The organism is Klebsiella sp. GG_Kp175 (genome assembly GCF_040062325.1).
GTDB lineage: Bacteria > Pseudomonadota > Gammaproteobacteria > Enterobacterales > Enterobacteriaceae > Klebsiella > Klebsiella quasipneumoniae.
The window spans coordinates 94,146-108,238 of the sequence record NZ_JBEAFX010000033.1 but is presented as its reverse complement, the minus strand read 5'-3'; the positions used below and the strand labels follow the sequence as shown (position 1 = coordinate 108,238).

At 58.2% G+C, this 14,093-nt stretch carries 13 protein-coding genes; 4 read left to right on the top strand and 9 right to left on the bottom strand.

Annotation, left to right across the window (positions count from 1 at the left end; genetic code table 11):
• Positions 1-39 precede the first annotated feature (39 nt).
• A complete protein-coding gene (locus ABLU73_RS23350) occupies positions 40-750 on the bottom strand; it encodes a DUF3053 domain-containing protein (protein ID WP_002921929.1) in 711 nt (236 codons plus the stop codon).
• 440 nt (positions 751-1,190) lie between these two features.
• Between ABLU73_RS23350 and ABLU73_RS23345 the strand changes: the two genes are divergently transcribed.
• The 3 genes from ABLU73_RS23345 (at position 1,191) to cspA (ending at position 3,545) form a co-directional block, all read left to right on the top strand.
• Positions 1,191-2,546: an MFS transporter gene (locus tag ABLU73_RS23345; protein WP_017900021.1), complete on the top strand. Its 1,356-nt coding sequence runs from the start codon at positions 1,191-1,193 to the stop codon at positions 2,544-2,546.
• Between the two features lie 244 nt (positions 2,547-2,790).
• The gene (locus ABLU73_RS23340) at positions 2,791-3,081 is read left to right on the top strand and encodes an HTH-type transcriptional regulator (protein ID WP_004205010.1); all 291 of its coding nucleotides are present in this window, start codon (positions 2,791-2,793) and stop codon (positions 3,079-3,081) included.
• Between the two features lie 251 nt (positions 3,082-3,332).
• A complete protein-coding gene (cspA, locus tag ABLU73_RS23335) occupies positions 3,333-3,545 on the top strand; it encodes an RNA chaperone/antiterminator CspA (RefSeq protein ID WP_000014594.1) in 213 nt (70 codons plus the stop codon).
• A 98-nt stretch (positions 3,546-3,643) separates the two neighbouring features.
• On the opposite strand, the gene ABLU73_RS23330 is transcribed toward cspA, so the two are convergent.
• The 5 genes from ABLU73_RS23330 to ABLU73_RS23310 form a co-directional block, all read right to left on the bottom strand.
• Entirely contained in the window at positions 3,644-5,263 is a 1,620-nt protein-coding gene (locus ABLU73_RS23330) for an ATP-binding cassette domain-containing protein (RefSeq protein WP_264923673.1), read from the bottom strand.
• Between the two features lie 301 nt (positions 5,264-5,564).
• Positions 5,565-5,717, bottom strand: coding sequence for a type I toxin-antitoxin system toxin HokA (gene hokA, locus ABLU73_RS23325; protein WP_004205012.1), 153 nt, complete (start codon positions 5,715-5,717; stop codon positions 5,565-5,567).
• A gap of 325 nt (positions 5,718-6,042) precedes the next feature.
• Positions 6,043-8,112 carry a glycine--tRNA ligase subunit beta gene (gene glyS, locus ABLU73_RS23320; protein WP_004205013.1) on the bottom strand — a complete coding sequence of 690 codons (2,070 nt, stop codon included), beginning with the start codon at positions 8,110-8,112 and terminating at the stop codon, positions 6,043-6,045.
• A gap of 9 nt (positions 8,113-8,121) precedes the next feature.
• Positions 8,122-9,033 (bottom strand): glycine--tRNA ligase subunit alpha, encoded by a 912-nt coding sequence (gene glyQ / locus ABLU73_RS23315; protein ID WP_180405303.1) that lies wholly within the window; start codon positions 9,031-9,033, stop codon positions 8,122-8,124.
• Positions 9,034-9,160: 127 nt separating this feature from the next.
• Positions 9,161-9,460: a YsaB family lipoprotein gene (locus ABLU73_RS23310; protein WP_025999219.1), complete on the bottom strand. Its 300-nt coding sequence runs from the start codon at positions 9,458-9,460 to the stop codon at positions 9,161-9,163.
• Between the two features lie 179 nt (positions 9,461-9,639).
• On the opposite strand from ABLU73_RS23310, the gene ABLU73_RS23305 reads away from it, so the two are divergent.
• Entirely contained in the window at positions 9,640-10,635 is a 996-nt protein-coding gene (locus ABLU73_RS23305) for an acyltransferase (protein ID WP_106938595.1), read from the top strand.
• Positions 10,636-10,663: 28 nt separating this feature from the next.
• On the opposite strand, the gene yiaB is transcribed toward ABLU73_RS23305, so the two are convergent.
• The 3 genes from yiaB to xylA all read right to left on the bottom strand — a co-directional run bounded on the left by yiaB (position 10,664) and on the right by xylA (position 14,071).
• Complete coding sequence (yiaB, locus tag ABLU73_RS23300; protein WP_049115149.1) at positions 10,664-11,035, bottom strand: inner membrane protein YiaB; 372 nt, start codon at positions 11,033-11,035, stop codon at positions 10,664-10,666.
• Between the two features lie 166 nt (positions 11,036-11,201).
• Entirely contained in the window at positions 11,202-12,656 is a 1,455-nt protein-coding gene (gene xylB / locus ABLU73_RS23295; RefSeq protein WP_122542178.1) for a xylulokinase, read from the bottom strand.
• Between the two features lie 92 nt (positions 12,657-12,748).
• Positions 12,749-14,071 (bottom strand): xylose isomerase, encoded by a 1,323-nt coding sequence (xylA, locus tag ABLU73_RS23290; RefSeq protein ID WP_004205019.1) that lies wholly within the window; start codon positions 14,069-14,071, stop codon positions 12,749-12,751.
• Positions 14,072-14,093: the final 22 nt, after the last annotated feature.

The following is a 14,093-nucleotide window of genomic DNA, read 5'->3' as shown; positions in this document are numbered from 1 at the left end:
CAGCCCGTTCGCCGCAGCTCACGTCAGCCAGACAGGGCATTAGCGGGTCGCGTTCACCGCCGCCGTCCATGCCTGATTAAACGCCTGATGCTGCGCCGCCAGCGGCCCAATCAGCGCATTGTACTGACTAGCCTGCTGGGAAGTCGGGAATTGAATGCCGTTGGCCACAAAGCTCACCTGGGTTCCCTGCTGGGCGACAAAATCCCCCACCTGAACCAGCTGCTGGGTAAAGATCTGCGCGGCCGGGATCAGCGGCTGCAGCGCGTCGGCTGGCGCCGTCACCACCTTGGCGTAAACCTGATCGAAGACCGGCTTGAGATCGTCCGCCTGCTTCAGCGCGCCATGCGCGGCATCGGCCTGCATTTTGGCATTCTGCAGCTGCTGGCTGAGCACGCCCAGCGCGCCGTTCGCCTGACGCAGCGGCTCGCGCTGGGTCATATAATCCTGCGGAACGCGGATCGCATTGACGCTGTCCACTACCGGGCGCAGACCAGCGTCCATCGCCTGGCTCACCTGCTGCGAGTAGCCGTAGATCACCGCGTAGTCAGAGACAAACGGCCCAAACTGTTTTTTCTGATCGGCGGTCAGCGTCGGCAGTCGTTCACCGCTACGCATCGCCGTATTCTGCAGGAAGTCGATAAACGCTTTGCGCTGATCGCCTTCTTTATCAAAACACCCACTCAGGCTAACCACCATTAATAAGGCCGCCATAGCCGCAAACCAGCGAGAGCAGGACTTTCCTGTCGCCATTTTTTTACTCCTTTCAGCCAAAAAAAGCGCACAAAGACACACACGTGCCAGACGCTGACAAGGATAGTCCAGCTCGGCCTCGCAGGATACCCTTTACTGCTAATCTTACGCAGGAAAAACGCCATTTCGCACGCCGCTGCCGTCGCCCGGCGCGTCTGTTATGCGCATCACAAATATGCGCTTCAAATTAGACCGATGAATATCAATTAACTGATTGATATTTTTGAAATTTATAATCCACTGCCCAACGCCGCGCCCTGAAGCGGACGATAATCGCACGCTTTGGCGCCCACCCGGATTGCCTGGTCAGCGCTTCAATGATTTGATGAATGAGCGATTAACGGCGATGCGTTCGATTATCGCACAAATCAATCTCAACGACGCGAAGGCGACGATAATAACAAACCTCTGTCCCTCGCTCAGTCTGCCAGGAAAGCCGTATGACTAAGACAACCATCGACATTCAGGCCTTTATCAACGAGCACCCCTTCACCCGCTACCAGTGGATGATCCTCGCGCTCTGCTTCATCACCGTCGCGATGGACGGGTTCGACACCGCGATCATCGGATTCATCGCCTCCGACCTGGTCCAGGAATGGGGCGTGGAAAAATCAGCCCTCGGCCCGGTGATGAGCGCCGCGCTGGTTGGCCTGGCGGTCGGCGCGTTAACCGCGGGACCACTGGCTGACCGTATCGGCCGCAAGAAAGTGCTGATTATGTCGATCGTGGTGTTCGGAGGATTCAGCCTGCTCACCGCCTTTGCCACCAGCCTTAACCAGCTGACGCTGCTGCGCTTCCTGACCGGCCTGGGCCTCGGCGCGGCGATGCCCAATGCCGCGACGCTAATGAGCGAATATGCGCCGGAGCGCCGTCGGGCACTGCTGGTGAACCTGATGTTTGTCGGCTTTCCGATGGGCTCGTCGCTGGGCGGCTTTTTATCCGCCTGGATGATCCCGCACTATGGCTGGCAGAGCGTGCTGGTATTGGGCGGCGTGATGCCTCTCCTGCTGGCGGTAGCATTAATTTTCCTGCTGCCGGAGTCCGCCCGCTATCTGGTGGTGAAGCGTCAGCCGGCGCAGCGCATTGCCGCCATCCTGCGGCGTATCGCGCCGCTGCCGGAGACGGTGGAGTTTGAGCTGCACGAAGCAGGCCAGGTGAAAGAGAAGTCGGCCATAGGCGTCATTTTCTCCCCACGCTACGCGGTGGGCACCGTGATGCTGTGCCTGACCTACTTTATGGGCCTGCTGATTTTCTATCTCCTGACCAGCTGGCTGCCGCTGCTAATCCGCGAGACCGGCGCATCGATGAGTCAGGCCTCTATTATCACCGCCTTGTTCCCACTCGGCGGTGGAATTGGCGTGCTGATCCTCGGCGCTCTGATGGACAAGATCAATCCCAATAAGGTGGTGGCCGTCGGCTGGCTGCTGACCGGCGTTTTCGTCTGTCTGGTGGGCTTCTCTACCAGCAGCCTGGCGCTGATGGGGGTGATGGTGTTTATCGCCGGCAGTATTATGAACGGCGCGCAGTCGTCGATGCCGGCGCTGGCGGCAGGCTTCTACCCGACACAAGGGCGCGCCACCGGCGTGGCCTGGATGCTGGGCATTGGCCGCTTCGGCGGGATCCTTGGCGCGTTCAGCGGCGCCTTCCTGATGCAAGCCCAGCTCTCGTTTGAGACCATTTTCACCCTGCTGGCTATCCCGGCATTCCTGTCAGCCATCGCGCTGCTGATTAAATATCGGGTCAGTAAATCAGCGCCGGCGGCGACAGAGGACGCGAGAGGTCTGCAGAAAGCCTGATCGACAAGCCGGCGTCCCGCGCCGGCTTTGCCGCTTTTTTCTTATCCGTTTACAAAAATTTTCGAAGCCACTCCATCGTATTAGTAATCATGCTCTTAGGCACCGCTGCCGTTCGGCTATTGGGGCTGATTCGATAACCTGCTGGCAAATAATCACGGGCGTTACCATCCTTGATGCTTTTTTCTGACTATTCTTAAAGAGCTTTAGAAAAATCTCTTCCGCTGTGTGATAAAAGGAGTTCTCAATGGAATATAAAGATCCCGTGTTTGAACTGCTGAGCAGCCTGGAACACATCGTTTTTAAGGACGATAATCAGACACTTACCTCAAACCGTAAGTCCACTGTGTTTAGTGAATTTGAACAGCTGCGTAAAGGCACTGGACTTAAGATTGACGACTTCGCCAACGCCATGGGCGTGAGCGTCGCTATGGTAAGAGAGTGGGAATCGAGACGGGTAAGACCGTCCCCCACTGAGCTAAAATTAATGCGCCTGATTCAGGCCAACCCGCAGCTTTCAAGGCAGTTACTCGATTAATCCCGAGCGCAGCGGTAAGGGCCAGCAAGGGAGCTTTTACCGCTGCACCGTAAAAAAAGTTTGCTATCAGGTGCTGAACGTGCGTTAATGCTCGCAGGTTTGATGTACAGACCACAGAGCAGTCGAATAGAGCAGTCCTTCTAAGGTTATCCAAAGATACCCCCGTAGTGAACTTTCCCTTTATCGCTTTAAATCTGTAGTCCAGACCGCTACGCCGCAAGGCTCACTTATTTTTTTAAAGGTAATTCACTATGTCCGGTAAAATGACTGGTATCGTAAAATGGTTCAACGCTGACAAAGGCTTCGGCTTCATCACTCCTGACGATGGCTCTAAAGACGTGTTCGTACACTTCTCTGCTATCCAGAACGATGGCTACAAATCCCTGGATGAAGGTCAGAAAGTCTCCTTCACCATCGAAAGCGGCGCTAAAGGCCCGGCAGCTGGCAACGTAACTTCTCTGTAAGTTCAAGCCGCTAAGAATCAAGAATCCCTGCCTGATGGCGGGGATTTTTTTTATCTGTCGCCAACAGCCGCCAGCTTACGATGGCGGCTGTTGGGCATTCAGAGCCGGGTATAGCGCCAGCCCGTTTCCTCCCATGCCAGACTATGGGTCAGCCTCAGACCTTGTAAAAACGCCTCATCATGCGACACCACCAGCATCGCGCCGGGAAACGCCGCCAGCGCGCTTTCAATAGCCTGCGTCGATGCTAAATCGAGATGGTTGGTCGGCTCATCCAACAACAGCAGCTGGGCCGGATCGCGTCGCCAGAGCACGCACGCCAGGGCCGCTTTCAGGCGTTCGCCGCCGCTGAGCGCCGACAGCGGCAGAGTGACCTTATCCGCGCCCAGCTGCAGCTGCGCCAGGCGGGTGCGCAGGAGGCCCTCATCCAGCGGGGTATCGTCCAGGCTCAGGTGCGCCATGACCGATAACGACAGATCCAGCTGCGTCAGATGTTGATCGAGGTAAGCGGCGCTCACCGACAGCCGGACATCGCCTGAGGCGGCCTGCTCCAGCCCCAGCAGCGTTTTCAGCAAAGTGGTTTTGCCACAGCCGTTCGGCCCCTTTAGCGCGATGCGCATCGGACCATCCACGCGCCAGTCCAGCGGCGCAGCCGGTGCATGGTCGAGCTGCAATGCTTCCACCACCAGCACCTGCTTGCCGGCGGCCACTTCGCTGCCTGGCAGGGTGAACATCACCGGCGTATCCTCTTCCACCCGCTCTCGCGCCTGCTGCACGGCGCCATTCAGACTGCTGTTCTGTTCACGATGCTGACGGCGCAGCGTTCCCGGACGCTCTTTTGCCGCGCCTTTGTACTTCACACGTTCAAAAGAGGCGATATTCAGGGTATCAATAGTACGCAATGTCTGCGCCGAGCGCCGCTGGGCGGCGTCATGCTCCTTTTGCATTCGCGCGCGGGTGCGTCGCCGCTCGGTCGTCGCATGGTCCAGCGCCGCGCGTGCGGCCTGCTGCTCCGCCTCACGCTGCCGCTGATATTCAGCATAGTTGCCGCCGTAGCTGCGCAGCGCCGTCGGCGTCAGCTCAATAATCCTCGGCATCCGCGTCAGCAGCTCGCGGTCGTGGCTGGCGATCAGAGCCCCGCCCTGCCAGCTTTCCAGCTGGTGATAGAGCCACTCCCGCCCCTGGCGGTCCAGATGGTTGGTAGGCTCATCCAGCAGCAGATAATCGGCGCCGGAGACAAAGGCGCCGCACAGCAGAGCCTTCATCCGCTCGCCGCCGCTGAGTGAAAAAGCGGGGCGATCGGCAGAGAACGGCGGGAGATCGGCTTCACGGAAAGCTAAACTCAGGCGATCGGTGAGATCCCAGTGGCCATCCAATAGCTCGAAATCGTCGGCCAGTCCATTACCCTGTTCCAGGCGGAACAAGGCGTCAAATACTGGCACATAGCCGAGAAGCGCGGCGAGGGTGGTCTCCGGCGTGAGCGTCGGCTGCTGCGCCACCCAGGCCACGGCGGCGGCGCGCTCGATATGGCCGCCGGCAGGAGAATCAAGGCCCGCCAGCAGGCGCAGCAGGCGCGTCTTACCGACGCCGTTCCGGCCGACCAGACCGCAAAGGGTCGGTTCCAGCGATAAATTTAGCGGACCAAACAGGGTCTGTCCCGTCGCAAACTGACAGGTGACCTGATGTAAAACAAAAGCGGGGATGTGGGCGCAATGAGCCATAAGCACTCCTGAATGAAATCAATACTCCCCTACCCGCAACATCTGCGAGGTAAGGCGTGAAATTCATCAGTCGTGTTTGTTCATTTGTGGGGCGCGCTCCAGTGAGACGAGGGATTCGTCGGGGCATAGGATAGCCACACTCCGCTATGAATTTCAAGCCCGTTTAATTCAACGGCCGTGTAAAAATAAAAAGGCCTCCTGATATCAGGAGGCAAAGGATTTATTTGGTGAACAATGAAAGGGTGCATTGAGAATACCTGACACCGCAAGCATGGTGGGGATAGATCCCCACCAGATGCTCTTACTGTTTAATATCACAGGCTAAGAATGCCACCAGCTCAATATTTCCCTGCCTGATCTGTAATTCACATAGCGAATCACGAACCATCCAGGTCAATAATAAAATAGTGAAGCAAATCACTACTAAGCCAAACAACAGATACTTTTGCGGCATTCCTCGCCTCCCGTGTTGATTTTCAACAAGTAAGAGGCTACTCTTATGGTGTTCATGCATAGGGGAGCCTCACTTTGATTACTATCAGGTGGGGCTTTTCTCTGTCTGCCTCCCGCTGAATACCTGAGACACACAGTCTCAAGCACCCGCCGCCATTCTAGCGTAAATACCTCGCGGAATTATGTTTATATATTCCTAAACATTTCTTATCGATGAATGAAAATAATGAAGATATCAATGACAGAATTATTAGCGGTTCACCTATTTATATTTCACGTATAAAAAAACCTGCCCTGAGGCAGGTCTTTTATTATTTCCGATACGCTTACTGCAGCAGAGAAATATCCGCTACCTGCAGGAACAGCTCGCGCAGTTTGGACAGCAGCGTCAGACGGTTGATGCGAACATCTTTGTCTTCAGCGTTAACCATCACGTTCTCGAAGAACTCATCCACCGGCTCGCGCAGGGCGGCCAGCTCAATCAGCGCATCCTGATAGCGGCCTGCGGCGAAGTACGGCTGCAGCTTGTCGCGCAGCACCACCAGATTGCCCGCCAGCTTAATTTCCGCCGCTTCTTTCAGCACCGAAGCGTGAACGATGTCGTTCAGCGTTTCGTCGGATTTCGCCAGGATGTTGGAGACACGCTTGTTCGCCGCCGCCAGCGCGGAGGACTCTTCCAGAGTACGGAAGTGCGATACCGCCTTCATACGCGCATCGAAATCCGCCGGGCGGGTTGGACGACGCGCCAGTACCGCCTGGATAGTGTCGACACCGTAGCCTTCGTCCTGATACCAGGCGCGGAAACGGCCCAGCATAAAGTCGATCACGTCATCGACCACGTTGGCGTTGGTCAGCTTCTCACCGTACAGACGCACCGCCTCTTCAGTCAGCGTTTGCAGATCGAGATTCAGGTTCTTCTCGACGATAATACGCAGGACGCCCAGCGCGGCGCGGCGCAGCGCAAACGGGTCTTTATCGCCTTTCGGGTGCTGGCCGATACCGAAGATACCCGCCAGGGTATCCATCTTATCGGCAATCGCCACCGCGCAGGCCACCGGGTTAGACGGCAGCGCGTCGCCGGCAAAGCGCGGCTGATACTGTTCGTTCAGCGCCACGGCCACATCTTCCGCTTCGCCATCATGGCGCGCGTAGTGCATCCCCATCACGCCCTGGGTGTCGGTGAACTCGAAGACCATGTTGGTCATCAGGTCGCACTTGGACAGCAGGCCCGCGCGGGTCGCGTGGTTCACGTCAGCGCCAATCTGCTCGGCAATCCAGCCCGCCAGCGCCTGAATGCGATCGGTCTTGTCGCGCAACGTCCCCAGCTGCTGCTGGAACAGCACGGTTTCCAGACGCGGCAGGTTGTCTTCCAGACGTTTTTTACGGTCGGTGTTGAAGAAGAACTCGGCATCGGCCAGACGCGGACGGACTACCTTCTCGTTACCGGAGATGATCTGCTGCGGATCTTTCGACTCGATGTTAGCGACGAAGATAAAGTTCGGCAGCAGCTTACCGGCGTTGTCGTAGACAGGGAAGTACTTCTGGTCGCCCTTCATGGTGTAAACCAGCGCTTCAGACGGCACCGCGAGGAATTTTTCTTCGAACTTCGCCGTCAGTACCACCGGCCATTCCACCAGCGAGGTGACTTCTTCCAACAGGCTTTCGCTCAGATCGGCTTTACCGCCAATCTTACGCGCCGCCTCTTCCGCATCGGCTTTGATTTTGGCTTTACGCTGTTCGTAATCGGCGATGACTTTACCGCGCTCCAGCAGGATCTGCGGATACTGGTCGGCATGGTCGATGGTGAATTCCGGCTCGCCCATAAAGCGATGGCCGCGGATCACGCGATCGGACGGAATACCGAGGATAGTAGCCGGGATCACTTTGTCACCCAGCAGCAGCGTGACGGTGTGAACCGGGCGCACGAAGTGGACGTCAGACGCGCCCCAGCGCATCAGTTTCGGGATCGGCAGCTTCGCCAGCGAGCTGGCAATCATGTTCGGCAGCAGGGCTTCAGTGCTTTCGCCCTTCACATGGGCGCGATACAGCAGCCACTCGCCTTTGTCCGTGGTCAGACGTTCGGCCTGATCGACGGTGATACCGCAGCCGCGCGCCCAGCCTTCGGCCGCTTTGCTTGGCTTGCCTTCGGCATCGAACGCCTGGGCAACGGCCGGGCCGCGTTTTTCCACTTCGCGATCGGCCTGCGCCGCCGCCAGGTTGGCTACCTTCAGCGCCAGACGTCGCGGAGCGGCAAACCATTCCACTTTACCGTGCGCGAGGCCGGCGTTATCCAGCTCTGCGGTCACGTTCGCAGCAAAAGATTCCGCCAGGCTGCGCAGCGCTTTTGGTGGCAGCTCTTCAGTGCCGATTTCCACCAGAAAAGTATTCTCAGACATGGCCGCCTCTTATTTATTCTTGTTGCACATCGGGAAGCCGAGCGCTTCACGGGAAGCGTAGTACGCTTCCGCCACTGCTTTCGTCAGGGTGCGAATGCGCAGAATATAGCGCTGACGCTCGGTGACGGAGATGGCTTTACGCGCATCCAGCAGGTTGAAGCTGTGAGCCGCTTTCAGAATACGCTCGTAGGCCGGCAGCGGCAGCGGGGTCTCCAGCACCAGCAGCTGCTGGGCCTCTTTCTCATACTGCTCGAAGCAGGAGAAGAGGAAATCGACGTCGGCGTATTCGAAGTTATAGGTGGACTGCTCCACTTCGTTCTGGTGGAACACGTCGCCGTAGGTGGTTTTCCCCAGCGGGCCGTCGCTCCAGACCAGGTCGTAGACGCTGTCGACGCCCTGGATGTACATCGCCAGACGCTCCAGACCGTAGGTGATCTCGCCGGTAACCGGCTTACACTCCAGGCCGCCCACCTGCTGGAAGTAGGTGAACTGCGTCACTTCCATGCCGTTGAGCCACACTTCCCAACCCAGACCCCAGGCTCCCAGCGTCGGGTTTTCCCAGTTGTCTTCGACGAAGCGAATGTCGTGAATGGTCGGGTCCATACCCAGCTCTTTCAGCGACCCGAGGTACAGCTCCTGGATGTTGTCCGGAGAAGGCTTAATCACCACCTGGAACTGATAGTAATGCTGTAAACGGTTCGGGTTTTCGCCATAGCGGCCATCGGTTGGACGACGGGAAGGCTGTACGTAGGCGGTCGCCATCGGCTCCGGCCCTAACGCGCGCAGGCAGGTCATCGGGTGAGAGGTGCCGGCGCCGACTTCCATGTCCAGTGGTTGAACAATGGTGCAGCCCTGACGAGCCCAGTAATCCTGTAAGGTCAGGATCAGGCCCTGGAAGGTCCTGGTATCAAACTTTTGCATATGATTTCGTGCTGGATACGTGTGGATTTAAAGGAAGGAGTCAGTATACCCGCTGGCTGCGAGATATACAGTACGAAACGGCGTAGTTTCAGGAAAACGGACGAAATTTACGCCAGGCGGGGTCGATTCAGCGCATCGAAAGATGCATAAACTGGCCGTCCGGGTCAAAGGAACAGATGAAACGTTCATTCTTGCCGGTACGGCCCGAAAGCTCATAGCTTGCCTGGAATTGTTCAAAATGGTTCACGTCAACGAGCTGCGTTTGCGTGTTATAGCGGATAGCGGCCTGGTCCTTGCAAAGCTGCGCCATATTGAGCGTGGTTTGCGGGGTAATACGCGCGCGCTGCGCTTTTTGCGCCGGCGGGGAAACGGTCTCGCTGCAGCCCGCAAGGAGCAGCACCAGCATTATGGAAACGACACCTTTCACCACGTTCTCCTCCACCGCCTTGTTAGCAAGTTGTTATCGTAAATATTCAGTATTACAGGTATTTTGCGAATATCATGAAACATCGACAAGCCTGTGACCAAAAACTCAGACTAATCTCGTGCGACACCGGGGCATAAGGCGGGTCAGACCTTATTTCGCCAGTAGACTTTGAGGGACGGATGCAAGAAAAGATTCACTGGATCACCAACCTGCGCGGCATTGCCTGCATGATGGTGGTGATGATCCACAGTACCAGCTGGTATATCACTCATCCGCATGCGATTACACTGCTGCAATGGGATATCGCCAATCTGCTCAATTCCGCCTCCCGCGTCAGCGTGCCGCTGTTTTTTATGATCTCGGGCTACCTCTTTTTTGGGGAACGCAGCGCCCAGCCGCGCCACTTCTGGCGGATTGGCCTGTGCATTGCGTTCTATAGCGCGCTTTCTCTGCTGTATATCGCGCTGTTTACCCATATCAACGTCGAGCTGTCGTTAAAGAATGTGCTGCAGAAGCCTGTCTTCTACCACCTGTGGTTTTTCTTTGCTATCACCGTTATCTATCTGCTCTCGCCGCTTATTCAGGTTAAGTCCGTCAGCGGCAAAATGCTGCTGACGCTGATGGCGATCCTCGGCATTCTGGCCAACCCCAATATGGTCGGCGTCAAAGCCGCCGGGATTGAGTGGTTGCCGGTCAACCTCTATATCAATGGCGACACCTTTTATTACGTGCTCTACGGCGTGCTGGGCAGGGCCATTGGCACCCTGAACACGGATAAAAAATGGCTGACCCCGCTCTGCGCCGCGCTGTTCCTCGCCGCCGTGTGGGTCATCTCCCGCGGCACGCTGCATGAGCTGCGCTGGCGCGGGGACTTCGGCGACACCTGGTATCTCTACTGCGGACCGGCGGTGTTCGTTTGCGCGGTCACCCTGCTGACGCTCGCCAAAAACTGGCTTAACGCGCGTCCCCTGCCCGGTATCGAATGTATTGCGCGTCATTCTCTGGGGATTTACGGCTTCCATGCCCTGATTGTGCATGCGCTGCGCGCCAGCCATCTGGAACTGAGCCGCTGGCCGCTGCTGGATATTGTGTGGATTTTCAGCGCCGCCCTGCTCGGCAGTCTGCTGCTGTCCGGCCTGGTGCAGCGGATTGATCGCCGCCGGCTGGTCAGCTAACGGCCCGGCGCACCGGACAACCGGGCGCTTATTCCGTTTTTTGCACCGCGCGGGCGACGCGGGCCCGTTCGGGGGTCGCAGATGCGCCGTATAAGCAGACAAACCACGCCGCGATATAGACGGCTTTTTCATACCAGTCTGTCGGCACATGCCAGGCGCCCACCAGCAGCAGGCCCGCCGACAGCAGCAACACCAGCCGGCATAACGCGATAAATCCGTCGTCCTGCCCCTGCCACCGTCTGGCGCGCTGATGGGCGAGGACGGCGAACATCCCCATCACCAGTACGCCAAGAAAATAACCTTTACCGCTAAACAGCGGGCAGGTCCGCCAGATACCCAGCAGATAAACCAGCGACCCTGCTGCCATCATCCCTCTGGCAATACTGCGTTTTATATTCATCGCTCCTCCCTGTCGACACGCGCTGATTATGACCGAACCGCCCGGCGATGGCGCAGGCCAGGTGCAGCAAAGCTGACATTTCGGAATTAATAAATACGTGTTTTGGATGAATGCAGCCTAGACATTCAGGGGAGTAATCCGCCCGGCGCTGCCGGACGGACTGAGGCTATGACATCAGCGGTTTCAGCTGCTGATAAATCTGGCGGAAGGTTTCCCGCTGCGGCGCATAGTGGGCCACTCGGCGATCGTCCGGGCGATGCGCTTGCTCAAGCGGCAGCGGCGTCAACAGCCCGGCGCGGTCGGTTTCGCCGTGCACCGCCAGCTGCGCCAGCCTGGCCGCCCCCAGCGCCGGGCCGACGTCGCCCCCGGTACGGTAATCGAGCTGCTGGCCGCTGATATCCGCCAGCATTTGTCGCCAGTAAGCGCTACGCGCCCCGCCGCCGATAAGGGTGATGCTCTGCGGCTTGATGCCGCAGGCGTGTACCACGTCCATACCGTCCGCCAGCGCATAGCCCACCCCCTCCAGCACCGCCCGCGCCAGCTCTGCCGGCCCATGCTGATGCGTCAGGCCGAAGAAGACGCCCTTGGCCTGCGGGTTGTTGTGCGGCGTGCGTTCGCCCGACAGATAGGGCAGGAACCACACCGGACCGGCGCTCTCGTCGGCTGACTGCGCCGCCGCAATCAGCGCCGGCACGCTGGCGAGACCGGTTAATTTCGCCGCCCAGTCCAGACAGGAGGCCGCGCTGAGCATCACCGACATCAAATGCCAGCGGCCCGGCAGCGCATGGCAAAAGCTATGCACCGCGCTTTCAGGCTTGCTGAGGAATCCTTCGCTGACCGCGAAATACACACCTGAAGTGCCCAGCGACAGCATCGCCTGACCGGCATCGGCCATGCCAACCCCGACTGCGCCGGCGGCGTTGTCGCCGCCGCCCCCCACCACCAGCGCCTTTGGCATATTCCACGCCTGCGCCACCTCCGGGCGCAGCTGCCCGGTGACGTCGCTGCCTTCAAACAGGGCCGGCATCGCGTCCCGGCTGAGATCGCAGGCGGCGAGCATCTCATCGCTCCAGTCGCGTCGGGCGACGTCCATCCACAGGGTACCGGCGGCGTCAGACATATCGCTGGCAAGCTCGCCGGTCATCCGCAGACGCAGATAATCCTTCGGCAGCAGCACTTTATCGACCTGGCTGAACACCGCCGCCTCGTGGCGCTGCACCCACAAGAGCTTCGGCGCCGTAAAGCCCGGCATCATCAGGTTGCCGGTGATCTGCCGGGAAGCGCTGACTTTTTCCTCCAGCAGCTGGCACTCTTCGCCGCAGCGGCCGTCATTCCATAAAATGGCAGGACGCAGCACCTGTAACGATTTATCCAGCAGGGTGGCGCCGTGCATCTGCCCGGCGATCCCCAGCGCCTTCACGTCGCGCAGACTATGCTGCGCGCCCAGGGCTTTCATCGCCGTGTCCGTCGCCTGCCACCACTGCTCGGGATCTTGTTCCGACCACAGCGGATGCGGACGCGAGACGGTAAGCTTTTCGGTATGCGATGCCACCACATCACCCTGCTCATTGAGCAGAATGGCTTTGACGCCCGATGTCCCCAGATCGATGCCGATATACATACTCCCTCTCCTTAAACGCGCGCCACGGCTGAGCGTGGCGCGAACAGAGCATCCTGGTGGCGACCCCGGTCACGCCGGGCGCCGCCGCATGATTACTTGTCAAACAGATAATGGTTGACCAGGTTTTCCAGTTGTTCCTGCTGGCCGCTGCGATGCTGCGGCGCCAGCTGATGCTGAACGGCATACTGGGCAATGTCGCTGAGGGTCATCTGCCCGTTCAGGATCTGCTGCCCCAGCTCGCCGTTCCAGCCGGCGTAGCGTTTGGCCACGCGTTTATCCAGTTCACCGTCCTCGATCATCCGCGCCGCGACCTTCAGCGACAGCGCCATGGTATCCATCGCGCCGATATGGCCATAGAACAGATCGTATTTGTCGGTGCTCTGACGGCGCACTTTCGCATCAAAATTGAGGCCGCCGGTGGTGAAGCCGCCCGCTTTGAGAATTTCATACATCACCAGCGCGTTCTCTTCGACGCTGTTCGGGAACTGGTCGGTATCCCAGCCCAGCTGCGGATCGCCGCGGTTGGCGTCGACGGAACCGAACAGCCCCAGCGCGATGGCCGTCGCGATCTCATGATGGAACGAGTGGCCGGCGAGGGTCGCATGGTTGGCTTCAATGTTCAGTTTAATCTCTTTTTCCAGGCCAAACTGCTTGAGGAAGCCGTAAACGGTAGAGGCATCATAATCATACTGATGCTTGGTAGGCTCCTGCGGTTTGGGCTCGATCAGCAGCGTGCCTTTAAAGCCGATTTTGTGCTTATGCTCCACCACCAGCTGCATAAAGCGGCCAATCTGTTCACGCTCCTGGCGCAGGTCGGTATTCAGCAGGGTTTCATAGCCCTCGCGACCGCCCCACAGAACATAGTTTTCGCCGCCCAGCTGATGGGTGGCATTCATGGCGGTGACCACCTGGGTGGCCGCCCAGCTGAACACTTCCGGGTCCGGGTTGGTGGCCGCGCCAGCGCCGTAGCGCGGGTTGGTGAAGCAGTTTGCGGTCCCCCACAGAAGCTTGACGCCGCTCTGCTGCTGCTTCTCCGCCAGTACCTCGACCATCCGGGCGAAGTTATTGCTGTACTCCTTGAGCGAACTCCCTTCCGGCGAGACGTCAACGTCGTGGAAGCAGTAGTAAGGCACGTTGAGTTTATGGAAAAATTCGAACGCCACATCGGCTTTGCGTTTGGCCATCTCCAGGGCGTCGCCAGGCTGCTGCCATGGGCGATCGAAGGAGCCCACGCCAAACATATCGGCGCCATTCCAGCAGAAAGTGTGCCAGTAACAGGCCGCAAAACGCAGATGATCTTCCATCCGTTTGCCCAGCACCAGTTCATCCGGGTTGTAATGACGGAAAGCCAGCGGGTTAGTGGATTTCGGGCCTTCGTAACGAACGCGATCGAGTTGATCGAAATAGGTCTGCATAGAGAACTCCATATTCAGAGAT

Coding starts and splice junctions, on each gene's coding strand:
- hokA (WP_004205012.1), bottom strand. CDS start 5,717: ATGCCGCAAAAGTATCTGTTGTTTGGCTTAGTAGTGATTTGCTTCACT.
- glyS (WP_004205013.1), bottom strand. CDS start 8,112: ATGTCTGAGAATACTTTTCTGGTGGAAATCGGCACTGAAGAGCTGCCA.
- yiaB (WP_049115149.1), bottom strand. CDS start 11,035: ATGAATATAAAACGCAGTATTGCCAGAGGGATGATGGCAGCAGGGTCG.
- xylA (WP_004205019.1), bottom strand. CDS start 14,071: ATGCAGACCTATTTCGATCAACTCGATCGCGTTCGTTACGAAGGCCCG.
- cspA (WP_000014594.1), top strand. CDS start 3,333: ATGTCCGGTAAAATGACTGGTATCGTAAAATGGTTCAACGCTGACAAA.
- ABLU73_RS23340 (WP_004205010.1), top strand. CDS start 2,791: ATGGAATATAAAGATCCCGTGTTTGAACTGCTGAGCAGCCTGGAACAC.
- xylB (WP_122542178.1), bottom strand. CDS start 12,656: ATGTATATCGGCATCGATCTGGGGACATCGGGCGTCAAAGCCATTCTG.
- ABLU73_RS23350 (WP_002921929.1), bottom strand. CDS start 750: ATGGCGACAGGAAAGTCCTGCTCTCGCTGGTTTGCGGCTATGGCGGCC.
- glyQ (WP_180405303.1), bottom strand. CDS start 9,033: ATGCAAAAGTTTGATACCAGGACCTTCCAGGGCCTGATCCTGACCTTA.
- ABLU73_RS23330 (WP_264923673.1), bottom strand. CDS start 5,263: ATGGCTCATTGCGCCCACATCCCCGCTTTTGTTTTACATCAGGTCACC.
- ABLU73_RS23345 (WP_017900021.1), top strand. CDS start 1,191: ATGACTAAGACAACCATCGACATTCAGGCCTTTATCAACGAGCACCCC.
- ABLU73_RS23305 (WP_106938595.1), top strand. CDS start 9,640: ATGCAAGAAAAGATTCACTGGATCACCAACCTGCGCGGCATTGCCTGC.